24 protein-coding genes are annotated in these 22,199 nt (G+C 64.3%); 15 read left to right on the top strand and 9 right to left on the bottom strand.

Annotated elements, in window-relative coordinates; genetic code table 11:
• Nucleotides 1-136: 136 nt before the first annotated feature.
• From LMTR13_RS18095 to LMTR13_RS18135, 9 genes are all read left to right on the top strand, one after another.
• Nucleotides 137-901 carry a pyridoxine 5'-phosphate synthase gene (locus tag LMTR13_RS18095; protein ID WP_065729020.1) on the top strand — a complete coding sequence of 255 codons (765 nt, stop codon included), beginning with the start codon at nucleotides 137-139 and terminating at the stop codon, nucleotides 899-901.
• Entirely contained in the window at nucleotides 898-1,317 is a 420-nt protein-coding gene (acpS, locus tag LMTR13_RS18100) for a holo-ACP synthase (protein ID WP_065729021.1), read from the top strand. The genes LMTR13_RS18095 and acpS overlap by 4 nt, the downstream gene beginning before the upstream one ends.
• Nucleotides 1,318-1,600: 283 nt before the next feature.
• Nucleotides 1,601-2,359, top strand: a complete 759-nt coding sequence (lepB, locus tag LMTR13_RS18105) for a signal peptidase I (RefSeq protein ID WP_065729022.1) — start codon at nucleotides 1,601-1,603, stop codon at nucleotides 2,357-2,359.
• Complete coding sequence (rnc, locus tag LMTR13_RS18110; protein WP_065729023.1) at nucleotides 2,356-3,174, top strand: ribonuclease III; 819 nt, start codon at nucleotides 2,356-2,358, stop codon at nucleotides 3,172-3,174. The genes lepB and rnc overlap by 4 nt, the downstream gene beginning before the upstream one ends.
• Nucleotides 3,164-4,090 (top strand): GTPase Era, encoded by a 927-nt coding sequence (era, locus tag LMTR13_RS18115; protein WP_065729024.1) that lies wholly within the window; start codon nucleotides 3,164-3,166, stop codon nucleotides 4,088-4,090. Before rnc ends, era begins: the two co-directional genes overlap by 11 nt.
• A gap of 160 nt (nucleotides 4,091-4,250) precedes the next feature.
• Nucleotides 4,251-4,631: a hypothetical protein gene (locus tag LMTR13_RS18120; RefSeq protein ID WP_065729025.1), complete on the top strand. Its 381-nt coding sequence runs from the start codon at nucleotides 4,251-4,253 to the stop codon at nucleotides 4,629-4,631.
• A gap of 209 nt (nucleotides 4,632-4,840) precedes the next feature.
• Nucleotides 4,841-5,593, top strand: a complete 753-nt coding sequence (gene recO / locus LMTR13_RS18125; RefSeq protein ID WP_065729026.1) for a DNA repair protein RecO — start codon at nucleotides 4,841-4,843, stop codon at nucleotides 5,591-5,593.
• A gap of 192 nt (nucleotides 5,594-5,785) precedes the next feature.
• Entirely contained in the window at nucleotides 5,786-8,041 is a 2,256-nt protein-coding gene (gene parC, locus LMTR13_RS18130) for a DNA topoisomerase IV subunit A (RefSeq protein ID WP_065729027.1), read from the top strand.
• A 192-nt stretch (nucleotides 8,042-8,233) separates the two neighbouring features.
• The gene (locus LMTR13_RS18135; RefSeq protein WP_065729028.1) at nucleotides 8,234-9,181 is read left to right on the top strand and encodes a cation diffusion facilitator family transporter; all 948 of its coding nucleotides are present in this window, start codon (nucleotides 8,234-8,236) and stop codon (nucleotides 9,179-9,181) included.
• Nucleotides 9,182-9,335: 154 nt separating this feature from the next.
• Here the strand turns inward: LMTR13_RS18135 and LMTR13_RS18140 are convergent, their stop codons facing one another.
• The 3 genes from LMTR13_RS18140 to LMTR13_RS18150 form a co-directional block, all read right to left on the bottom strand.
• Entirely contained in the window at nucleotides 9,336-10,619 is a 1,284-nt protein-coding gene (locus tag LMTR13_RS18140) for an IS701 family transposase (protein WP_065729029.1), read from the bottom strand.
• 104 nt (nucleotides 10,620-10,723) lie between these two features.
• Entirely contained in the window at nucleotides 10,724-12,127 is a 1,404-nt protein-coding gene (gene chrA / locus LMTR13_RS18145; RefSeq protein ID WP_083219084.1) for a chromate efflux transporter, read from the bottom strand.
• Nucleotides 12,127-12,945: a chromate resistance protein ChrB domain-containing protein gene (locus tag LMTR13_RS18150; RefSeq protein ID WP_065729030.1), complete on the bottom strand. Its 819-nt coding sequence runs from the start codon at nucleotides 12,943-12,945 to the stop codon at nucleotides 12,127-12,129. Before LMTR13_RS18150 ends, chrA begins: the two co-directional genes overlap by 1 nt.
• Nucleotides 12,946-13,247: 302 nt before the next feature.
• Between LMTR13_RS18150 and LMTR13_RS18155 the strand changes: the two genes are divergently transcribed.
• A complete protein-coding gene (locus LMTR13_RS18155) occupies nucleotides 13,248-14,477 on the top strand; it encodes an MFS transporter (protein WP_065729031.1) in 1,230 nt (409 codons plus the stop codon).
• A gap of 52 nt (nucleotides 14,478-14,529) precedes the next feature.
• Here LMTR13_RS18155 and LMTR13_RS18160 read toward each other — a convergent pair whose 3' ends face one another.
• Both LMTR13_RS18160 and LMTR13_RS18165 read right to left on the bottom strand, forming a co-directional pair.
• A complete protein-coding gene (locus LMTR13_RS18160) occupies nucleotides 14,530-14,781 on the bottom strand; it encodes a hypothetical protein (protein WP_065729032.1) in 252 nt (83 codons plus the stop codon).
• A gap of 186 nt (nucleotides 14,782-14,967) precedes the next feature.
• Nucleotides 14,968-15,699 carry a sulfite exporter TauE/SafE family protein gene (locus LMTR13_RS18165; protein WP_065729033.1) on the bottom strand — a complete coding sequence of 244 codons (732 nt, stop codon included), beginning with the start codon at nucleotides 15,697-15,699 and terminating at the stop codon, nucleotides 14,968-14,970.
• 264 nt (nucleotides 15,700-15,963) lie between these two features.
• On the opposite strand from LMTR13_RS18165, the gene LMTR13_RS18170 reads away from it, so the two are divergent.
• Nucleotides 15,964-16,842 carry a DMT family transporter gene (locus LMTR13_RS18170; protein ID WP_065729034.1) on the top strand — a complete coding sequence of 293 codons (879 nt, stop codon included), beginning with the start codon at nucleotides 15,964-15,966 and terminating at the stop codon, nucleotides 16,840-16,842.
• A 67-nt stretch (nucleotides 16,843-16,909) separates the two neighbouring features.
• Here LMTR13_RS18170 and LMTR13_RS18175 read toward each other — a convergent pair whose 3' ends face one another.
• Genes LMTR13_RS18175 through LMTR13_RS18185 form a run of 4 tightly spaced genes read right to left on the bottom strand, consistent with a single transcriptional unit; the run spans nucleotide 16,910 to nucleotide 20,004 of the window.
• Nucleotides 16,910-18,067 carry an MFS transporter gene (locus LMTR13_RS18175; protein ID WP_418219778.1) on the bottom strand — a complete coding sequence of 386 codons (1,158 nt, stop codon included), beginning with the start codon at nucleotides 18,065-18,067 and terminating at the stop codon, nucleotides 16,910-16,912.
• The gene (locus LMTR13_RS40845; protein ID WP_335622093.1) at nucleotides 18,064-18,258 is read right to left on the bottom strand and encodes a hypothetical protein; all 195 of its coding nucleotides are present in this window, start codon (nucleotides 18,256-18,258) and stop codon (nucleotides 18,064-18,066) included. Before LMTR13_RS40845 ends, LMTR13_RS18175 begins: the two co-directional genes overlap by 4 nt.
• Before the next feature lie 3 nt (nucleotides 18,259-18,261).
• Nucleotides 18,262-19,632: an FAD-dependent oxidoreductase gene (locus LMTR13_RS18180; RefSeq protein WP_065729036.1), complete on the bottom strand. Its 1,371-nt coding sequence runs from the start codon at nucleotides 19,630-19,632 to the stop codon at nucleotides 18,262-18,264.
• 54 nt (nucleotides 19,633-19,686) lie between these two features.
• Nucleotides 19,687-20,004 carry an ArsR/SmtB family transcription factor gene (locus tag LMTR13_RS18185; RefSeq protein WP_065729037.1) on the bottom strand — a complete coding sequence of 106 codons (318 nt, stop codon included), beginning with the start codon at nucleotides 20,002-20,004 and terminating at the stop codon, nucleotides 19,687-19,689.
• Between the two features lie 117 nt (nucleotides 20,005-20,121).
• Between LMTR13_RS18185 and LMTR13_RS18190 the strand changes: the two genes are divergently transcribed.
• Genes LMTR13_RS18190 through arsC form a run of 4 tightly spaced genes read left to right on the top strand, consistent with a single transcriptional unit; the run spans nucleotide 20,122 to nucleotide 22,100 of the window.
• Entirely contained in the window at nucleotides 20,122-20,484 is a 363-nt protein-coding gene (locus tag LMTR13_RS18190) for an ArsR/SmtB family transcription factor (RefSeq protein ID WP_065729038.1), read from the top strand.
• The gene (locus LMTR13_RS18195) at nucleotides 20,477-21,004 is read left to right on the top strand and encodes an arsenate reductase ArsC (RefSeq protein ID WP_065729039.1); all 528 of its coding nucleotides are present in this window, start codon (nucleotides 20,477-20,479) and stop codon (nucleotides 21,002-21,004) included. Before LMTR13_RS18190 ends, LMTR13_RS18195 begins: the two co-directional genes overlap by 8 nt.
• On the top strand, nucleotides 21,004-21,702 hold the full coding sequence (locus LMTR13_RS18200; RefSeq protein WP_065729040.1) for an aquaporin: 699 nt from the start codon (nucleotides 21,004-21,006) through the stop codon (nucleotides 21,700-21,702). Before LMTR13_RS18195 ends, LMTR13_RS18200 begins: the two co-directional genes overlap by 1 nt.
• Nucleotides 21,699-22,100, top strand: a complete 402-nt coding sequence (arsC, locus tag LMTR13_RS18205; RefSeq protein ID WP_065729041.1) for an arsenate reductase (glutaredoxin) — start codon at nucleotides 21,699-21,701, stop codon at nucleotides 22,098-22,100. Before LMTR13_RS18200 ends, arsC begins: the two co-directional genes overlap by 4 nt.
• Nucleotides 22,101-22,199: the final 99 nt, after the last annotated feature.

Raw genomic sequence — 22,199 nt, forward strand, 5'->3', positions numbered from 1 at the left:
CGGCCCGGTCACAGGCTCCGCGCCGTCTCGAACCATGAGGCCCGGCCGGTGGCCCTTCGAGACGCGCTTCGCACTCCTCAGGATGAGGAACTCGCATTATAGTCCAGGCTTGTTCAAGATATCTGCGAGTCCCGTCATGCCTCTTCCCCCGCTCCGCCTCGGCGTCAACGTCGACCACGTCGCCACCTTGCGCAACGCGCGGAGCGGCGAGCGGCCGGATCCGGTGCGCGCGGCGCTGTTGGCGATCGAGGCGGGCGCCGATGGCATCACCGCCCATCTGCGTGAAGATCGCCGTCACATCCGCGACAGCGACATGGCCCGCCTGAAGGCGGAAATATCGAAGCCGCTGAATTTCGAGATGGCGGCAACGGAAGACATGCTGCGGATCTCGCTCGCCACCAAGCCGCACGCCGTGTGCCTGGTACCGGAGCGCCGCGAAGAACTCACCACCGAGGGCGGGCTCGACGTGGTCGGCCAGCACAACTTGCTGGCCCCCTTCATCGCTCGGCTCAACGATGCCGGCATCCGGGTGTCGCTGTTCATCTCAGCCGACCCGCCGCAGATCGAGATGGCGGCGAAATTGCGCGCGCCCGTGATCGAGATCCACACCGGCGGCTGGTGCGACGCCGTGGTCGACGGTCACGCTGACAAGGCCGAGGCGGAATGGCAGCGCATTGTCGAGGGTGCCGCATTGGCGCGCGCCGCGGGGCTGGAGGTCCATGCCGGCCACGGCCTCGACTACCAGACCGCGGAGACGATTTCGGCGCTGCCCGAGATCGCCGAACTCAACATCGGCTATTTCATGATGGGGGAGGCACTGTTCGTCGGGCTTGGCGAGACCGTGCGGCAGATGCGCTCCGCAATGGACCGCGGCCGCCGGAAGGTCGCGAGCCGGCCATGATCATCGGCATCGGTTCCGACCTGGTCGACATCACAAGGGTTGCCAAGGTGATCGAGCGCCATGGCGACCGCTTCCTCGACCGCATCTTCACAGACGTCGAGCGCGCCAAGGCGGCGCGCCGCGCCAACAGCGAAAAAATGGTGGTCGCGACCTATGCCAAGCGATTCGCCGCCAAGGAGGCCTGTTCCAAGGCGCTCGGCACCGGCATCCGGCGCGGCGTCTGGTGGCGCGACATGGGGGTGGTGAACATGCCGGGGGGACGGCCGACCATGAAACTCACCGGCGGCGCGCTGGCCCGGCTCGAAGCCCTGACGCCGGAGGGGTTCGAGGCGCGGATCGATCTGTCGATCACCGACGACTGGCCGCTGGCGCAGGCCTTCGTCATAATTTCGGCGGTCGCACCCGGCAAATCATGAGCCGCGCAGGCGTTTGCGCCGGGGAAGCGGCAAAAACTAAAAATCATTGATTTATCAATGGATTATGAAGTTTTGACAAGGCGCTTGATTGCGCGCCCACGAACAACCGTCTAAAACGCGGCGAGCTACGAGTTCGAGCCAGGGCCGATTCCGGTTAGCGCCAGAATTGGCTCTCAACATCAGTTATCTAGACCATTTTCCTGACGCGAACGTATCGGGCGATTCGCGTGCGGAAAACGTTCTGCCACCGTGCGGGCTAGGGCTCGCGGGAATTGGGAAAGCGATGAGCGTGACATCCGGCACAAAATCTGAAAGCGGCTTGGGTGAAACCATCCGCGTCGTCATCCATGCTCTCCTGATCGCGCTCGTGATCCGCACCTTCCTGTTCCAGCCGTTCAACATCCCGTCGGGATCGATGAAGGCGACGCTCTTGGTCGGCGATTACCTGTTCGTCTCGAAATACACGTACGGCTACAGCCACTATTCCATTCCATTGTCGCCGCCACTGTTCTCGGGCCGCATCTTCGGCTCGGAGCCGAACCGCGGCGACATCGTGGTGTTCCGCCTGCCGAAGGACGATTCCACCGATTACATCAAGCGCGTGATTGGCCTGCCGGGCGACCGCATCCAGATGCGGGAAGGGCTGCTCTACATCAACGACAAGCCGGTCAAGCGCGAGCGGCTTTCCGACTTCATCGGCGAGGACCCCTGCGGCTCCGATGCCACCGCGCGCGTCAAGCGCTGGAAGGAAACGCTGCCGAACGGCGTCAGCTATGAGTCGCTCGATTGCGTCGACAACGGTTTCTACGACAACACCAACGTCTATACCGTGCCCCCCGGCCACTTCTTCATGATGGGCGACAACCGCGACAACTCCACCGACAGCCGCGTGCTGTCGGCGGTGGGCTACGTGCCGTTCGAAAACATCGTCGGCCGGGCGCAGATGATCTTCTTCTCCATTGCCGAGGGCGAACACGCCTGGATGTTCTGGCGCTGGCCGACCGCGGTGCGCTGGAATCGCCTATTCACAATCGTGCGATGAACGACGAGACGGCGACCATTCCCGACACATCGGCCCCGAGCGAGCCGGGCCAGCAGACGGATGCGCCCCGCGAAGCTGCGCCGAAGAAAAAGCGTGGCAAGGCCGGCGCGAAGGCTGCGGCTGCCGCGATCGAGGGGCGCATCGGCTACAAATTCTCCGATCCGGCGCTGCTGACGACCGCCTTTACCCATGTCTCGGCCCTGAAGCCCGCGACGCGGCATCGCGCCGACAGTTATCAGCGTCTGGAATTCCTCGGCGACCACGTGCTCGGGCTGATCATCTCCGACATGCTGTATCGCGCCTATCCGCGCGCTGACGAGGGCGAACTGTCCAAACGTCTCGCCGATCTCGTGCGCAAGGAAAGCTGTGCCGACGTCGCCAAGTCGCTGGGGCTGCTCGACGACATCAAGCTCGGCGCGGTGGGCGCGGGGGCGGGCGCGCGCCTGCGCAAATCCGTCCTCGGCGACATCTGCGAGGCCGTAATCGGGGCGATCTATCTCGACGGCGGTTATGCGGCGGCGGCGCAATTCGTCGAGCGCAATTGGCTGGAGCGGATGCGCAAGCCCCGCCGGCCGCTGCGCGACCCCAAGACGGTGTTGCAGGAATGGGCCCAGAGCAAGGGATTGCCGACGCCGGTCTATCGCGAGATCGAGCGCACCGGGCCGCACCACGACCCGCAGTTCCGCGTCGCCGTCGACTTGCCGGGACTGGCGCTGGCCGAAGGCGTCGGCGGCTCCAAGCGCGCAGCCGAGAAGGTCGCCGCCTCCGTGATGATCGAACGCGAAGGCGTCGGCGGCGGCAGCAATGACAGTTGAATCCGCACCCGGCGCGCCCTCCGAGACCCGCTGCGGTTTCGTCGCGCTGATCGGCGCCCCCAACGTCGGCAAGTCCACCCTTGTCAACGCGCTGGTCGGCTCCAAGGTCACCATCGTCTCGCGCAAGGTGCAGACAACGCGCGCCCTGATCCGCGGCATCGTGATCGAGGACAACGCGCAGATCATCCTGGTCGACACGCCCGGCATCTTCTTGCCGAAGCGCCGGCTCGACCGCGCCATGGTCTCCACCGCCTGGAGCGGGGCCCATGATGCCGATCTGGTCTGCGTGCTGCTCGACGCCAAGGCCGGAATCGATGAGGAGGCCGACGCGATCCTGAACAAGCTCGCGACGGTTGCGCATCCGAAAATCCTGGTCTTGAACAAGATCGACCTGATCCCGCGCGAAAAATTGCTGGCGCTGGCGCAGGCCGCCAATGAGCGGATGAAATTCGAGCACACCTTCATGATCTCGGCGCTGTCGGGCGATGGCGTCGCCGATCTGCGCAAGACGCTCGCGAAGAGCGTGCCGCCGGGTCCGTTTCATTATCCCGAGGACCAGATGTCGGATGCGCCGCTGCGGCATCTGGCGGCGGAAATCACCCGGGAAAAGATCTACCGCCAACTCCACCAGGAACTGCCATATCAATCGACCGTTGAGACCGATAGCTGGACCGAGCGCAAGGACAAGTCGGTCCGGATCGAACAAACGATCTTCGTCGAGCGGGAGAGCCAGCGCAAGATCGTGCTCGGCAAGGGCGGTGCGACCATCAAGTCGATCGGCGCGGAGTCGCGGAAGGAAATCGCCGAAATTGTCGGAGTGCCCGTGCACCTGTTCCTGTTCGTCAAGGTGCGCGAGAACTGGGGCGACGACCCCGACCGCTACCGCGAAATGGGGCTGGAATTCCCCAAGGAATAGTGAGGGCTCGTCATTGCGAGCGCAGCGAAGCAATCCATGTAGCCGCGGGAAGAAGGGTGGGTTGCTTCGTCGCATTCGCTCCCTTGCGCAAACGCTTTGCGTTTATCGCAGGCAATGACGGGGCTAGAACATGACCCGCCAATTACCAAGAACAAGCCCGATGACCCTACCGAGAAACGTGCTGTGGTTTGAAGTTTTGTTGTATCTGTCGCTGACGCTGGATGCCGTGTCGGTGGCGTTCCAGGACCGCACGCCGACGGCGAAGATGACGGAACAGATGATCAACACCGGAACGCTGATGGCGGCCGGCCTGATCCTGTTGTTGGTCTATTTCGTCCGGCTCGCCGCCGAGCACCGCAAGAACTGGGCGCGCTGGGTGCTGGCGGCGGTGCTGGTGCTGTCAGTGATTTCGCTCGCGCAGATGATCGGCGAGAAGGGTCTGGCGTTCGACAGCGGCATCGAAGTGATCTCCTGCGCGCTGACCGCGGCAGGGCTGTATTTCTCGTTCACCGGCGACGCGGTCGGCTGGTTCGACGGTTGACACTCGTGTCCCGGACGCGGTGCAGCGCCATAAGCGCGTTCACGCGCGTCTTCGACGCGCTATGGCGGTGCACCGCAGCGCCGGGACCCATGAGGCCGCGGCGCAAAAGCATGGACCCCGGCACAGCGAAGCAGCACTACGTGCTGCACCGCGTCCGGGGAACGCATCCGGACGCTGCGCTCCCCACCCAAATCCTGTAAACTCCCCCCATGGAGTGGACCGACGAAGGCATCGTGCTGGGCGTGCGGCGGCATGGCGAGTCCTCCGCCATCGTCGAACTGCTGACGCGCGAGCATGGCCGTCATCTCGGCCTGGTCCGCGGCGGTGCCTCCTCGCGGATGCGGCCGCTGCTGCAGCCTGGCAACAGCGTCGCCGCGGTGTGGCGGGCACGGCTCGACGAGCACCTCGGCACCTACGCAATCGAAGGCACGCGGCTGCGCGCGGCTACGCTGCTGGCGTCCTCGCATGCGGTCTATGGCGTCACCCATCTGGCTGCGCTGGCGCGGCTGTTGCCGGAGCGCGACCCGCACGAGGACATCTACGAAATGCTCGACCGCACGCTGGACGACTTCGACGACGCCGGCGGTGCGGCGGCGCACCTGATCCGGTTCGAGCTCGCGATGCTCGCCGAGCTCGGCTTCGGCCTCGATCTGGAAAACTGCGCCGCCACCGGCGCAACCTCCGACCTGATCTACGTCTCGCCGAAATCCGGCGGTGCCGTATCCCGCGCGGCCGGCGAGCCTTATCGGGACCGGCTATTGCGGCTGCCGGCCTTCCTGCGCGAAGGCGAGGGCGGGGCCAACAGTTGGTCGGACCAGGACCTGCAGGACGGCTTTCGCCTGACCGGCCTGTTCCTGCTCCGCCACGTGCTGGAGCCGCGCGGGCAGCACCATTCCGACGCGAGAGACGGGTTCATCAACGCAGTGACGCGGCATCAGGCGCGAATCAGTTCGTCGGCCTGACCGCTCGCTCAACCGCCGTCCCTGCGAACCGCAGGGACCCATACGCCGCGGCGGTCGTTTGGTGCTGGGCTGTCAGCCTTTTTTCCAATAAACGCCTGTGGTTATGGGCGCCTACGTTCGCAGGGGCGACGTCAGAAAATTCCATTCGGCATACGTCTTGCCGGATTTATCAGCAGAGTCTAACCCCTCCCCATGGGAAAACGACAGCTACCGCCGGAAGAACCGGCCGAAATCCACGAGGTGATGCTGCGCGATGCGCTGGAAGAGCGCTATCTCGCCTACGCGCTCTCAACCATCATGCACCGCGCCTTGCCGGACGCCCGCGACGGGCTGAAGCCGGTGCACCGGCGTATCCTCTACGGCATGCGCCTGCTCAGGCTCGACCCCGGCACCCCGTTCAAGAAATCGGCAAAAATCGTCGGCGACGTGATGGGCTCGTTCCATCCGCATGGCGACCAGGCGATCTACGACGCCATGGTGCGTCTGGCGCAGGATTTCGCCTCGCGCTACCCGCTGGTCGACGGCCAGGGCAATTTCGGCAATATCGACGGCGATAACCCGGCCGCCTACCGCTACACCGAAGCGCGCATGACCGAGGTCGCGCGGCTGCTGCTCGACGGCATCGACGAGGACGGCGTCGAGTTCCGCGCCAATTACGACGGCCAGAGCAAGGAACCGGTGGTTCTGCCCGGCGGCTTCCCGAACCTGCTAGCCAACGGCGCGCAGGGGATTGCGGTCGGCATGGCCACTTCGATCCCGCCGCACAACGTCGCCGAGCTCTGCGACGCGGCGCTGCATTTGATCGACAAGCCCGAAGCGAAATCGAAGTCGCTCCTGAAATGGGTCAAGGGTCCGGATTTCCCGACCGGCGGCATCGTGATCGATTCCAAGGAAAGCATCGCCGAAGCCTACACGACCGGGCGCGGCTCGTTCCGCACCCGCGCCAAATGGACCCAGGAAGAGGGCGCCCGCGGCACCTGGGTGGTGGTCATCACCGAGATCCCGTGGCTGGTGCAGAAGTCGCGGCTGGTCGAGAAGATCGCCGAGCTGCTCAACGAGAAGAAGCTGCCGCTGGTCGGCGACGTCAGGGATGAATCGGCCGAGGACGTTCGCCTCGTGATCGAGCCGAAATCCCGTGCGGTCGATCCTGCGCTGATGATGGAATCGCTGTTCCGGCTCACCGAGCTCGAGAGCAAGATTTCGCTGAACCTCAATGTGCTGATCAAGGGCAAGATCCCCAAGGTGGTGGGGCTCGCGGAATGCCTGCGCGAATGGCTCGACCATCTGCGCGACGTGCTGGTGCGCCGCTCGAACTACCGCAAGACCCAGATCGAGAACCGGCTCGAAATTCTCGGCGGTTACCTGATCGCCTATCTGAACATCGACAAGGTGATCAAGATCATCCGCACAGAGGACGAGCCGAAGCCGGCGCTGGTCAAGGCGTTCAAGCTGACGGAAGTCCAGGCCGACGCCATCCTCAACATGCGGCTGCGCTCGTTGCGCAAGCTCGAGGAGTTCGAAATCCGAACCGAGGACAAGAACCTCCGCAACGAACTGAAGGGCATCAAGTCGCTGCTCGGCTCGGAAGCCGAGCAATGGTCCAAGGTCGGCGAGCAGGTCCGCAAGGTTCGCGACATCTTTGGGCCGAAGACGCCGCTCGGCAAGCGCCGCACGCAATTCGCCGACGCGCCCGAGCACGATCTCGCCGCGATCGAGGAAGCCTTTGTCGAGCGCGAGCCGGTGACGGTCGTGATCTCGGAAAAGGGCTGGGTGCGGACGCTGAAGGGCCATGTCGAGGATATCTCAGGGCTCGCCTTCAAGACCGACGACAAGCTCGACCACGCGTTCTTTGCGGAAACCACGTCAAAGCTGCTGCTGTTCGCGACCAACGGCAAGTTCTATTCGCTCGACGTCGCAAAGCTTCCCGGCGGGCGCGGCCATGGCGAGCCGATCCGCATGTTCATCGACCTGGAGCAGGACGCCGCCATCGTCTCGCTGTTTGTCAACAAGGGCGAACGCAAGTTCCTGATCGCGAGCAGCGAGGGGCAGGGCTTTGTTGTCAAGGAGGAGGATTGCGTCAGCAATACCCGCAAGGGCAAGCAGGTGCTCAACGTCACCATGCCGAACGAGGCCTGCGCGATCGCAACCGTGCAAGGCGACACCGTTGCTGCGATCGGCACAAACCACAAGATGGTGCTGTTCCCGCTCGAGCAGGTGCCGGAGATGGCGCGCGGCCGCGGCGTGCGTTTGCAGAAGTATTCCAGCGCCAAATTGTCCGATGTCGCTGTGTTCGAGTTCAAGGCCGGGCTGACCTGGAAGGATTCGGCTGGCCGCGAACAGAGCATGAGCGCCAAGGAATTGTCCGACTGGCGCGGCAACCGCGCCGACGCCGGCCGCCTCGCACACGGCCTGCCGAAGTCGAACAAGTTTTTGCGCGGCGTGGAGTAGCCTGAGGTAACTGCTGTCGTCTCTGCGGAAAGCAGGGATCCATAACCACAACCAATCGTGGTTTGCGTTCGCTGGAGCTCCATCTCGCTTCAACGATTGAGGGCGGTGGTTACGGGTCCCGGCTCAAGGCCGCGCGATTCGCATCCTCTCACCGTGATAGTATTCAGATTTTGTCGCGCTATATACCGTGGCATGGCGCACGATCACGCTCACCACAATCACTCCCACGCGCATGATCATTCTCACGGTCACGCCGGCCACAGCCATGCGCCCGACAATTTCGGCGCGGCATTCGCCATCGGCGCCTCGCTCAACACCGCGTTCGTCATTGCCGAGCTGATCTTCGGCTACGCCGCCAATTCGCTGGCGCTGATCTCCGACGCCGTTCACAATCTGTCCGACGTAGTCGCGCTATTGCTGGCGTGGGGTGCCGCGTGGCTTGCGCAGAAGCAGCCGACGCAACGTCACACTTACGGTTATCGCCGCGCCTCGATCCTGGCGGCCCTTTTCAATGCGGGCCTGCTGCTGGTTGCGGTCGGCGGCATCGTTGTCGAGGCGGTCAACCGCTTTTATGCCCCGGCGCCGGTCGCGGGCATGACCGTCATCCTGGTCGCTGCGCTTGGCGTCGTCATCAACGGTGGCACCGCGCTGCTGTTCATGCGCGGCCGCCATCGCGATCTCAACATTCGCGGCGCCTATCTACACATGGCGGCGGATGCCGGCGTCTCGCTCGGGGTGGTAGTCGCCGCCGGCATCATCATGCTGACGGGGTGGCTGTGGCTCGATCCCGCGATCAGCCTTGTCATTGCGGCCGTGGTGTTCTGGAGCGGGTGGGGACTGGCCCGCGACAGCGTCAATCTTGCGCTCGACGGCGTACCGCGCGGCATCGAGCTTTCCGATGTGAAGGAATACCTCGGCGGACTGGAAGGCGTGGTTGAGGTGCACGACCTCCACATCTGGGCGATGAGCACCAACGAAACCGCGTTGACCGCGCATCTGGTACGCCCCGGCGGCAGCGACGATGCCTTCCTGCATCACGTTTGCGAGGAGCTGTCGCGCCGTTTCAACATCCATCATTCCACCTTGCAGATCGAGGTCGATGCCGCCGTCTGCAGGCTGGCGCCGGCGGAACGGGTGTAAGGAGTGTAGGGCGGATTAGTCTTACTGCGTCATGATTTTTCTGCGCGTGCGTGATGCTGCGGCGGCGCCGCAACAAGGGCATTGTATGATCGTTTTGCTGAGGGCCCGGCTCAGCCGCACGCGCATGGTTGCGATCGAGTTCGGGACGTGGCGTTCAGGCCGCAAGGGCAGATCCTCTGGGTCGATAATCGTCGGGTAAGGGAGGTACCTGGACTGGCGCGGCGGAACGAGGTTCTGAGGGGGGAATCGTCGCCTGTTCGGCGATGAGGAAGCCGTAGGCCGCGATGCACAGGGTGGCGTGATGATGGAAGCCACGCCAGCCGCGCCCTTCGTAGTGACCGAGCCCGACCTCCTGCTTGAGCTCCTGATAGTCGCGCTCAATGCGCCAGCGCAGCTTGGCCAGATCGACGAGCTGCGTGAAGCTGACGTTCTCCGGCAGCGTGGCGAGCCAGTATTTGGTTGGCTCTGCTTCGCCCTCCGGCCATTCGATCAACAGCCACTCAGGCGACAGCTTCTCGGGGATCAGTTTGTTGTACCCGACGCGGATACGCACACGCGCGAAGCGCGAGGATAGCTGGTCGGCCGAGCCTTCCCGCCACGTCACCGCGCGCCAGGCCTGCTTCGGTAGACCGAGTGCCACTTTTTTGGCCGAGACCAGTTCGGGCTCATCGCGGCGGCCGGTGTTGTTCATCGGCTTGTCCATTCGCCGTGGGCCGCTGCCTGGGGCCCACATCAAGATGGTCGGCACGATGCCGACCACGTAAGGCACGCCCAATTCCGTCATGCCTGCACGCAGCCGCGCGTCCCTGCCGTAGGCCGCATCCATCAACGCGACGCCGCGTGGCAGACCGCTCTCGCAGGCCCAGCGGATTTGCTCCAGCGCGATCTGCGGCTTGGTCTTGAACTTGATCTGCTTCGGCACGCCTGCCTTCTTCCGCCGGGCACGATCCTTCGTCCAAGCTTCCGGCAGGTACAGCCGATAGGCCACCGGAAGGCTGGCGGCATGATTGGCGACCGACAGCGACACCGCGACCTGGCAATTGGCCTGCTTGCCGAGTTGCCCGCAATATTGGTGGTGCACACCGACCGAATGCTTGCCTTGCTTGGGGAACGAGGTGTCATCGATGATCCACGCCTCGATCGGCCCGCTCTTCTCGATCGCCGGCAACACCATCTCGCGCACCTTGGCCAGCACGTCCTCGTCCGACCAAGCCGCGTTGGCGACAAAATGCAGCAACGACTGGTGCTGTGCCGCCGTGCGCGCTGGAGCCGTCCGCGCCGCCATCGGCTCAACGCTCTTGCGCTCCCCAGGCAGCATCAGGCCCATGCAATAGTCGCGCAGCGGTCTCGTCCGCTCCACGTGACCGATCACGCTTCCAAGACCGGCCACATACTCCGCAAACCGCGTTTCGCTATCTCCACCCTGATCGAGATTCATCTGGCCCTCCGCGCCAAATATTGAATCTCCTCAATTACTTGATTCTCAGCCTCTATGATTGCGACCGTCTGACTCAGTAGTACTAATCCGCCCTACAATATCTCTCAAACCCACCCTACAAGCCGCAACGCCACGCCCGCCACGCACGACCCCGCCAGCACCCAGAGCATGCCGACACTGAGGCGGAAGATCGCGGTCGCCGCCGCCGCCGCCAGCACGAACGCTGCGACATCGAGGCTTGCCCATACCGGCATGTCGAACGACAGCCCGAATGAACGCACCGGAGTGGTCTGCCGGAACAGCGTGTGCAATCCGAACCAGATCGACAGGTTCAGGATCACGCCGACCACGGCGGCGGTGATCGCGGAGAGCGCGCCCGCAAGCCCTTTGTTGCCGCGTAGCGTCTCGATGTAGGGCGCGCCGAGGAAGATCCAGAGAAAGCAGGGGATGAAGGTGACCCAGGTCGCCAGCAAACCGCCGAGCGTCGCCGCGACCATAGGCGACAACATGCCGGGATCGCGGTAGGCGGCCATGAAGCCGACGAACTGCAGCACCATGATCAGCGGGCCCGGCGTGGTCTCGGCCATGCCGAGGCCGTCGAGCATCTCGCGCGGCTGCAGCCAGTGATAATGCTCGACCGCCTGCTGGGCGACATAGGCCAGCACCGCATAGGCGCCGCCGAACGTCACCATCGCCATCTTGGAAAAGAACAGCGCGATCTGGCTGAACACGTTGGCCTGGCCAAACCCGATCAGCAGCGCCGCGACCGGCACCACCCAGAGCAACAACCATATGGAGCTTACGCGCAACGCGCGCGCCACGCTGGGGCGGACATGGTCGGGCAATTCCTCGCCGAGCAGGCTGTCGACCGCCGCCGACTTCTTGCCGCCGCCACCATGTTCGATGGCGGCAAACTCCGGCCGGCCGCTGCGCGCGCCGAAATAGCCGATCAGGCCGGCCGCGATGATGATGACCGGGAAGGGAACGTTGAAAAAGAAGATCGCGACAAAGGCGATCGCCGCGAGCGCGATCATCACGCGGTTGCGTAAGGACCGCTTGCCGACCCGGACCACCGCATGGACCACGATCGCAAGCACCGCGGCCTTCAGCCCGAAGAACAGCGCCTCGATGAAGCCGACATTGCCGTAGGCTGCGTAGATGTAGCTCAAGCCCATGATGGCGATGATGCCGGGCAGGATGAACAGCCCGCCCGCCATGATGCCGCCGGCCGTCCGGTGCAGCAGCCAGCCGATATAGGTCGCAAGCTGCTGCGCCTCCGGGCCCGGCAGCAGCATGCAGTAGTTCAGCGCATGCAGAAACCGGCCTTCGGAGATCCAGTTCTTTTCCTCGACCAGGATGCGGTGCATCACCGCGATCTGCCCGGCCGGGCCGCCAAAACTCAGTATGGCGACCCGCAGCCAGACCCGGAAAGCCTCGCCGAAGCTGATGCCGTGATCGGTTTCCCTGACGGCATCGGCTTCGGCCACCTTGTTCATGGTCGCGTCCATTACGATTTCGCCTTGTTGGTCGGCCAATTGTGAGTCTCGCCAGTCGCGTCCCGGCACCAGCGATAGAACGCGTCGTACAGCGTCATGCCCGCTTCAAGCTGTTCGAGATCGTCGTCGAACATCCGCGACAGGCCGAGCGAGGCGGCGAGCAATCCGGGCGCTTCCGCCGATAGGTCGAGCCGCCCGGTGTCGGCGCCGCGAACCATCGCCGCCAACCGCAGCAGGGGCGGCGTCGCGAGACCGAACTCCTCGATCATAACGTCAAACGTGCAGAGTTCACCGCGGTGGCTCCAGAACACGTTCTCGACGTCGAACGGCGCGGCATTGAAACGCTCACTGACCCCTAGCACTTCAGCCGGCGTGACGAAGAGAAACACCGCGTTCGGGTCGACGAACCGGCGGATCAGCCACGGGCAAGCGATGCGGTCGATCTTCGGCCGCGCGCGCGTGACCCAGACGGTGCGGCCCTGCGCATCGCGCGCGGGGAGCTTTGCCGCCGGCACCAGCGGCAGTTTGGCGGCCTTCCAGCCTTCGAAACCGCCTTCCAGCGCTTCGGCCGAGACGTGGAGATGGCGCAGCCAGGCCGCGGTGCCCACTGAAAGCTTCAGCCCACGCTGACAGATGACGATCGCCGAGCGACCGGAAAACTCTTCGCCCCAGCCGGGGGCTTCTTCATGATTGCGCCTGATAGCGCCGGGAATCAGCCGCGGGTCGGCGGCGAAATCCTCGTCGGTGCGGACGTCGATCAGGGCAGGCGTGTTCGCCGTGCCGATTAGCCGGATAAGTTTGTCTGGAGATATCGTGGTGTAGGATGACATGGCTGCGCCCTCGTCAAAGAAAACGGGACGCGATACTTGGGCATGTCGCCTCGTGGGGAGATCGCAACATCCCCATGGGGGCGAATTAAGCGCCTGCGGCTTCCGCTGTCAACCGGCTCTCGCGGGAACCGTAGGATGGCTATCGCTTTGGGCTCCACCCATCCTACGCAAGGACGCTTGCGAAACCTCATATTCGGTCCTAGCTTTCTCCGTCGGGGACAAAGCAGGCTCCCCGTCAGACGGCCCGCCGTCCAAGCTCTGCGCACACTCGCCTCTCGCGAGGATGGCGCATGGACGCTCGGATGACCGATATCGCGACTGAACTTAAATCCGCTACCGCCAACGCGCTGACCCGGCTGCTCTATGTCGCACGCGGCCTGCGCGGCTTCGGCGATGGCTTTGCCGTCATCATCCTGCCGGCTTACATGACAGCGCTGGGATACGACGCTATCGCCGTCGGCATCGTCGCGACCGCCTCGCTGTTGGGAACGGCGCTGCTGACGTTGATTACAGGCTGGATCGCGCCGCGCCACGACCTGCGACCGCTGATGATCGCGGGCGCGTGTCTGATGGCGGCGACCGGCATCGCCTTTCCCGCCGTCGAGCATTTTGTGCTCATCGCGCTGGTCGCGTTCATCGGTACCATCAACGCTTCCGGCGGCGATCTCGGCGTGCTGGTGCCGCTCGAGCATGCGGTGCTCGCGCACAGCGCGACCGACGAGCGCCGCACGCAGGTGTTCGCGCGCTACAGCCTGATCGGCGCGCTCTGCACCGCAGCAGGTTCGCTTGCGGCCTCGCTGCCTGATCTCCTCGTGGCGGGCGGCAGCACGAAATTCGCTGCGTTCCGCCTGATGTTCTATGCCTATGCCGCGCTCGGCATCGCATGTGCGGCACTCTATCGCCACGTGCCGCACCAGCAAGGCGAGGAGCGGGCGCCGCAGACGCCGCTTGGGCCTTCGCGCCGCACCGTCTACAAGCTCGCGGCGCTGTTCAGCATCGATTCCTTTGCCGGCGGCTTCGTCGCGCAATCCCTGCTGGTACTCTGGCTGTTCGAACGCTTCGATCTGTCATTGTCCGCGGCCGGATTGTTCTTCTTCTGGTCGAGCACGCTCAGCGCCTTTTCGTACCCGGTCGCTGCCTGGATCGCCAAGCGCATCGGTCTCGTCAACACCATGGTGTTTACGCATATTCCCTCCAGCATCTTCCTGATCCTGGCGGCGTTTGCGCCGAATCTCTACATCGCGCTTGGCTTGTTGCTCTTGCGCTCGGCGCTATCGCAAATGGACGTGCCGACGCGCACCTCCTACGTCATGGCCGTGGTGACGCCGGCCGAGCGGCCGGCCGCTGCAAGCGTCACCGCCGTGCCGCGCAGCCTCGCATCTGCCATCAGTCCGGCGATCGCGGGTGCGCTGTTGATGACGTCCTTTGCGGGCTTGCCGCTGGTGGTTTGCGGTACACTCAAGATCGCCTACGACCTGGCGCTCCTGTTTTCGTTCCGCCATATCAAGCCGCCGGAGGAGCAGGGGCAATAGTGCGTTCCTTGCGCGGTGCGGAGACCGGCTCGTCAACGCGGGTTTCGCCGGACTACCAGGGGGATCGCCGTCCGTCGGGGAGGGGGTCCATCACGCGCCGCTCATCCCGAACATGCGACCACTGCGCCAGCTTGACCTCCGGCGTATGGGGGGTGTTGCTCCCTTCCGAGAAGGCGAGTTGCTGGCTTGCCTGCACCTGGTACTTGGCGGCTTGGGCCAGCCAATACCATTTCTTGTCGGGTTCGCTCAGCGCGCGTTGACGGCACTCGGCCTCCAATTCGCGCAAGCGGTTCGCTTCCTTCATAGCCACTTCCACAGCCTGGAGGCTCCAATCTGCCGGAGCCTCGAAACCACCGGAACCCGGGGCTCCGGTCAGCTTCTCATGACAAAAACTTCTTGACGGCGCGCTATGCCGGTTCGATGCAATTGATTGAAATTTAGGAACGGATTGACGCGTAATTTGCAGGTGTGGAGCAGCGCCGATCGGGTGCTACACGATCAACAGGACTCCCGACACGAGGAGAAGCGCCAGCACGATCTTCCGGAACATGACATCGTCGAGCCGCCCGAACAGTTTCAGCCCGGCCCAGGTGCCGGCGAACAAGGCTGGCAGTCCGATCAGGAACAACTTGATCGTGTCCTGCGTGATCGCGCCTTTGGCGCCGATCCATAGTGCGCTCATCAGGAAGATCGCAACCGCCACCGGCTGAAACACTGTGCGCTGCACGTCCTTGGGCCAGCCACGCAGGCCGCACCAGATCGTCACCAGAATTCCGGCAAGCCCAGTGATGCCGCCGAGCACGCCGTTGAGGAAACCGACGGCGGCATCGCCCGCGGCGCCGTCCGCTTTCAACGCGGGGATGGCCGGTCGCAGCAGCGCGTAGAGGCTGTAGAGAACGAGGAACGCGCCGACGCCCGCGCGCACATGGGCAGGGTTCGCCCAGGTCAGGATGCCGACACCGACGGGAACGCCGAGTGCGGCGCCGGCCACGAACGGCCAGAGAATTCGCAAGTTAAGCGCACCGCGCAGCTTCCAGACCGAATAGCCCTGCACGAGAAGCCCGAACGCAATGATCAGCGTCGCCGTTTGCAAGGGGGTTAGGATGTAAAGCCAGATCGCCGATACGATGAGGCCGAAGGCGAAGCCGGAGAGGCCGGCGACGAGCGCGCCGGCAAAAGTTGCGAGAAGAAACAGCAGCAGTTCGAGCGTCGTTCCATCCATGTGCCCGCTCCACACAAAAGCGAGCAGCGCTTGAATGGGATCGCCATTTGACGGGGAGGCTGCGATTTCCCCGCAAGCAGGCTAAGCCCGTCATGGCATCGCGCGCAAGACGAGAGATCGACATCTGCTGCTGACAGTTGCCGCCAATTGCGTTGAGATCGCGCGGCGCAAGACAGAAAGACGTCCGACTGCCGTCGAGACTCGCGCGCGCGATCTCGCGCACCATATGATCCGCGCGATAGAGGCGAACGACAGGGGGCGGCTTTGGGTGAATGGATTGGGGTGGCGATCGCGCTGGTCTCGAGCAGCCTCGGCGGCAGCGCCGCGGCGATCACGCGCTATCTCGCCGGCAACACCGATCCGATCACGCTTGCGAACTTGCGCTGGGGGATCGGGTTCTGCTGCGTGCTGCCGGCGGCGCTGCTATTGAAGGCGCGATGGCCGAAGCGCGCGGACTGGCCCGCCGTGGCCGCCCTCGGCTTCTGTTTCTTCGGCGTGTTTTTCGTTCTCTACAATATTGCGATGACGTTCACGACCGCGGCGCGCGCCTCGCTCGCGCTGGCGACGCTGCCGCTGCACACCATGGTGGTCGGCGCTCTGCTCGGCATCGAGCCGCTCACGAAACGGAAGTCGATCGGAGTCTGCATCGCGGTGCTGGGTGTCGCCGCCGCACTCGCAACGGGATTGTCGGCCGCGCCGGCGGGCGCGTGGCGCGGCGAACTGATCATGACCGGCGCGGTTCTGTGCATGGCGTTCTACAATGTCTGGTCCCGGCCGTTCATCGAGCGATCCAGCGCACTCGGGTTCCTCACCGTGGGCATGGGCACCGGCGCAGCGGCCCTGATCCTGGTCGGATCGTTGACTGGCAGCGTCGCATCGCTCGGCGAGTTCGGAACACCGCAATGGATCGCGGGGCTCTATCTCGGCGTTGCCGGCGGGGCGCTCGCGTTCATCCTGTGGGTGCTGGCGCTGGAGCGGGCGTCGCCGACGCGCGTGGCCAACACCATGACGGTCAACCCGGTTGCCGCCGGCCTGCTTGCAACCGAGCTCGTCGGCGAGCCGATCACGCTCAACCTCATTGTCGGGCTGATCGCGGTGTTTGCGGGCATATGGATCGCGACGTCGGAGACCAGGAAGCTGTAGGCTCGTAAAACCTCACGCTACAGATATCCTCCATCTGCGGCATATACCTGGGCATCCACGTTTTAGCTCACGGCTTCGAGTGCGGCGGCGCCTTGGGCAGCAGAAACAGCGCCAGCAGCGCCGCGATGCTGAGTGCCGACGACACGATCAGCACCTGCGCGCCCATGACCTCGATCAGCAGGCCGAACAGCAGCGGCGCTCCAGCCTGCGCCATCCGCGCCGGTGCGCCGATGATGCCGAGGCGATAGCCGTAATTCTCCGGGCCGAAGATCGCGAGCGGCAGTGTGCCGCGCGCAATGGTCAGGATGCCGTTGCCGGAGCCGTGGAACAGCGCGAATACGCTGGCCGCGCCGCCGCCGGCCAGGCCCAATATGGTGGTGCCGATCGGGTGGGTGATGCAGGCAAGCTTGGTCGAGACCAGCGGATGGTAGCGACTGAGAAAGCCCGCCTCGAAGATCCGCGCGGCCACCTGCGCCGGGCCGATCAGCGCGCCGGCGAACACCGCCTGCGCCGTGGTCGCGCCGGCCGCTTCCATGATGCGCGGCAGGTGCGCTGCCATTGCGCCGGTGACGGTCCAGGCCGCGGCGAACACGAAGGCGAGCACGATCATGGTGCGGTCGATCGGAATATGCGGCTTCACGGCTGCCGCCACAGCCGCCTTCGCGCCTTTCACGGCCGGCAGCATCAGGAGATTGATCGGCAGGCCGATCAGGATATGCGCTGCCGCCCAGGCAAAGCAGGTATTGCGCCAGCCGATGGTCTCCAGCCCCCACGCGGACAGCGGCCATCCGACGGTCGAGGCAAAGCCGGCGAGCAGCGTGATGCCGGTGATGGAGCGTCGCGCAGCGTCGCCGTAGATGCGTCCGAGCGCGGCGAAGGCGGCATCGTAGAGGCCGGCGCCCATGCCGACGCCGAGCAGCAGCCAGGCGATGACCAGCATGGGGATGGATGATGTGAAGCCGAGCAGCGCCAGCCCGGCCGCCAGCACCAGATTGGATAGCGACAGCACCGACCGGCCGCCGACCAGGTCGATCTGCCGTCCGACACGCGGGCCTATCAGGGCCGAAATCACCAGCGAGGCCGAGAAAGCGGCAAATATCCAGGTCGAGGATATGCCGAGATCGCGCGCGATGGGGTCGGCGAGGATCGCCGGCAGATAATAGCTCGAAGCCCAGGCCAAGGTCTGTGTCGTGCCAAGGGCGAGAATGATGGGAAGCTGATTCACGGCTCTAGCGTCTCTTGTCTCGACCATAACAGCGCCAGCGGGCCGAGCAGGATGCCGGCTGCCAGCACCGCGAACGCCGCCATCCAGGCCGATGCGTTTTGCGGTCCGCCCGTCGCATCCAGCGCGACGCCGAGCTGCCCTACGCACATCGCAACGATGACGGATCGGCCTTCCAGCGAAATTCTATTCACTCCTCATGCCGAGGACGCGCAACCACATCCCGATTTGCCTTGTTGCTTTGCTTTTTCATCCGCGACGCAGCAGGCGTCAACATCCGATAATGCAGGGCCGCCGCAGCAATTGCCGGCAGCAGGTGCAGGCGACCGATTGCAGACGCCGGTCTCAGGCAGCACCAGTTCGACCCGCTCGGCGGCCTCGCGGTCGCCGGCGATGTCGGCGGCAATCGAGCGCACCTGCTCGTAGCCGGTGACCATGAGGAAGGTCGGCGCGCGGCCGTAAGCCTTCATGCCGGCGAAATAGAAGCCCGGCTCGTCCTGCGCCAGTTCGCGAGCGCCATGCGGCCGCACGGTGCCGCAACTATGCTCGTTCGGGTCGATCAGCGGCGCCAACGCGACCGGACATTCGATGGCGGGGTCGAGCCGGATGCGCAGTTCGCGCAAGAACTCGAGGTCGGGGCGAAAACCTGTCGCGACGATTAATTGATCAACGACGGCCTGGCGGGCGCTGCAGGCGGAGAGGCCGCCGACGACGAGGCGAGGACCGTCGGCTACGAGATGCGAAACGCGAAATTCGCTTTCGACCTTGATGCTGCCCGCCTTCACCAGCGCGGTAAAGACCGCGCCGAGCTCGCCGCGCGCCACCAGCTTGTCGTTGGCGCCGCCGCCGAAAGCCTTGGCCGGATCGCTGCCGCGCAGCAGCCAGATCGGCTGCGTCCCCGGTGCGTCGCGCGCAAGCTTGGCCAGATCGGTCAGCGTGCCGATCGCGGAATGGCCGGCGCCGAGCACCGCCACGGTCTTGCCGGCATAGCGCGCGCGGTCCTTGCCCAGCACATCGGGCATACCGTAGGCGATGCGGTCGGCGGTATCAGCCTCGCCGATAGCGGAAAGGCCGTTGGCGCCTGCCGGATTCGGCGAATGCCAGGTGCCGGAGGCGTCGATGATCGCATCGGCGTTGACGACTTTCGGACCTTGTCCGTTCTGGTAGCGAATTTCGAACGGCGCCTTTTCGCGGCCCTTGGTCTTCATCTTGTCGAAGCCGGTCCGGCTGATCGCTGTGACGCGGCTCGACGTCCGGATATGAGGCTCGAGCGCCGTGTGGGCCGCAAGCGGTTCGAGATAGCGCTCCACCATCTCCATGCCGGTCGGGTACTGATCCGGTTCGGGAGAATTCCATCCCGTTGTCGCCAGCAGCCGCGTCGCTGCCTTGTCGACATTGTATTCCCAGGGCGAGAACAGTTGGACGTGACCCCACTGCCGCATGGCGTGGCCGACCTTGTCGCCGGCTTCCAGGACGATCGGCTGCAGCCCGCGTTCCAGCACATGGGCGGCGGCGGCGAGACCGACCGGTCCGGCTCCGATGATGGCTACCTTCTTGGCTTCGCTCACGATGTTCTCCCATATAACCAGAAATATCGAAATAGTGGTCGAAAAGAGCGGCGGCTAAGCCGCGGTCTTGGCATCCTTGGTTTCGGCGCTTTCCGTGCAGCATTCGGCGACCAGAAAGCCCACCAGTTCCCGCATCACCTCATAGTTGGCGTGGCAGATCAGCGTCGTGGCATCGCGCACCTGGGTGACCAGGCCGACGACCACCAGGGCCTTGATGTGGTGGGAGAGGGTGGAGGGGGCGATTTTCAGTTTCTCCTGCAGCCGGCCGACGGCAAGTCCGGCGCCGCCGGCGCGGATCAGCGCACGGTAGATCTTGAGCCGGGTCGGATTCCCCAGCGCTTCCAGATGGGCAGCGGCTTCGTCGAGTTTCATGCGGGCATGATGACAGGGATATCCCCAATCGTCAACGGTACTTCCAGAATTATCGAAATATCCGAGAGCCGTAGCAGTAAAGTTGACAGACCGCAATATATCGATAAGTCTGGATATATGGAATCCGAACAAGCCATTCTGGCGCTGGCGGCGCTGGCGCAATCGACCCGGCTCGACGTGTTTCGGCTGTTGGCGAAACACGAGCCGGAGGGATTGCCTGCCGGTGAAATCGCCAAGGCGCTCACCGTACCGCAAAACACCATGTCCTCGCATCTGGCGATCTTGTCGCGTGCGGGGCTGGTGACGGCGCGCCGCTTCAGCCGCTCGATTGTCTACCGCGCCGACCTGAAGGCCTTTCAGTCCGTCGTGCTGTTCATGCTCAGGGATTGTTGCGACGGGCGGCCCGAAATCTGCGGTCCATTGATCGAAGACCTCACGCCTTGCTGCGCCCCGAAGCCGAGGAGGAAAGCGCATGTCTGAACGCATCTACAATGTACTCTTCCTGTGCACCGGAAACACCGCCCGTTCGATTCTGGCGGAATCGATCCTGCGCAAGGACGGCCGCCGCAATTTTCGCGCCTTCTCCGCCGGCAGCCAGCCCAAGGGGACGGTCAATCCGTTTGCGATCAAGGTTCTCAACCGTCTCGATTACCCCGCCGACGAATTGCGTTCGAAGAGTTGGGAAGAGTTCGCGCGGCCCGATGCACCGGTAATGGATTTCGTCTTTACGGTCTGCGACAACGCCGCGGGCGAAGCCTGCCCCATCTGGCCCGGACAGCCGATGACGGCACATTGGGGCATCGAAGATCCCGCGGCTGTCGAAGGCACCGACATGGAGAAGGAAGCAGCGTTCGTCGCCGCATTCCGCTATCTCAAGAATCGAATAGCCGCTTTCGCGAGCCTGCCGCTGGAGAGCATCGATCGCCTTTCGCTCGGAACCAAATTGCGCGACATCGGCCGCAGCGATGGCGCGACGTCCGGCCATGAGAAGGCGAGCTGATGTCTGAATTCGATCTGCCGCGCCGGCTCGCTGCCGAGGCGCTCGGGACCGCATTGTTGGTCGCGACCGTGGTTGGCTCCGGGATCATGGCCGAGACGTTGACCAAGGACGTCGCACTGGCGTTGCTCGGCAATACGTTGCCGACCGGTGCGATCCTGGTCGTCCTCATCACCATTCTCGGCCCCATTTCCGGGGCCCATTTCAATCCAGCGGTGTCGCTGGTCTTTGCGCTCAGGCGCGAGCTGACGCCGCGCGAGGCGCTGTTCTACGTTGCTGCGCAAATCGCCGGCGGGATTGCCGGAACCATGCTTGCGCACGCGATGTTCGCGCTTCCGCTGCTCGACGCCTCGCTGAAGATGCGAACCGGCGGCGCGCAATGGCTCGCCGAAGCCGTCGCCGCGTTCGGCCTGGTTGCCACCATTCTGGCCGGTATCCGGTTCAACCGCGCCGCGGTGCCGTGGCTGGTCGGCCTCTACATCACGGCGGCTTACTGGTTCACGGCGTCGACGTCGTTCGCCAATCCCGCCGTTGCCATTGCGCGCTCGCTGACCAATACGTTTTCGGGCATTCGCCCCACAGATCTTCCGGGTTTCATCGCGGCGGAAACCTGCGGCGCCATCATCGCGTTGATTTTGATGAGTTGGCTGCTTCGCGAAAGCGACAAGGCGCGCGCTGTGTTGAAGGAGGCGCGACCATGAGCGTCACGATCTACCACAATCCCGCCTGCGGCACCTCGCGCAACACGCTGGCGATGATCCGGCAGAGCGGCGAGGAACCCGAGGTGATCGAATACCTGAAGACGCCGCCGAGCCGCGCCCGGCTGGTCGAACTGATTGACGCGCTCGGGATTTCGCCGCGCGAGCTGCTGCGCGAAAAGGGCACGCCCTATGCCGAGCTCGGCCTGGCCGATCCGAAATGGAGCGACGACGAGCTGATCGATCTCATGTTGGCGCATCCGATCCTGATCAACCGGCCGATCGTGGTGACGCCAAAGGGCGTCCGCTTGTGCCGGCCCTCGGAATTGGTGCTCGATTTGCTCGATAACCCGGTCGAATTCTTCGTCAAGGAGGACGGCGAGGCGGTGACGCGGAAGTAAGCGCTTGGGTGTCCCGGACGCGGTGCGGCACGAAGTGCTGCTCCGCTGAGCCGGGACCCGCGTAGAAAGAATGGACCCCGGCTCAGCAACGCATCGGTT

The organism is Bradyrhizobium icense, assembly GCF_001693385.1.
Lineage (GTDB): Bacteria > Pseudomonadota > Alphaproteobacteria > Rhizobiales > Xanthobacteraceae > Bradyrhizobium > Bradyrhizobium icense.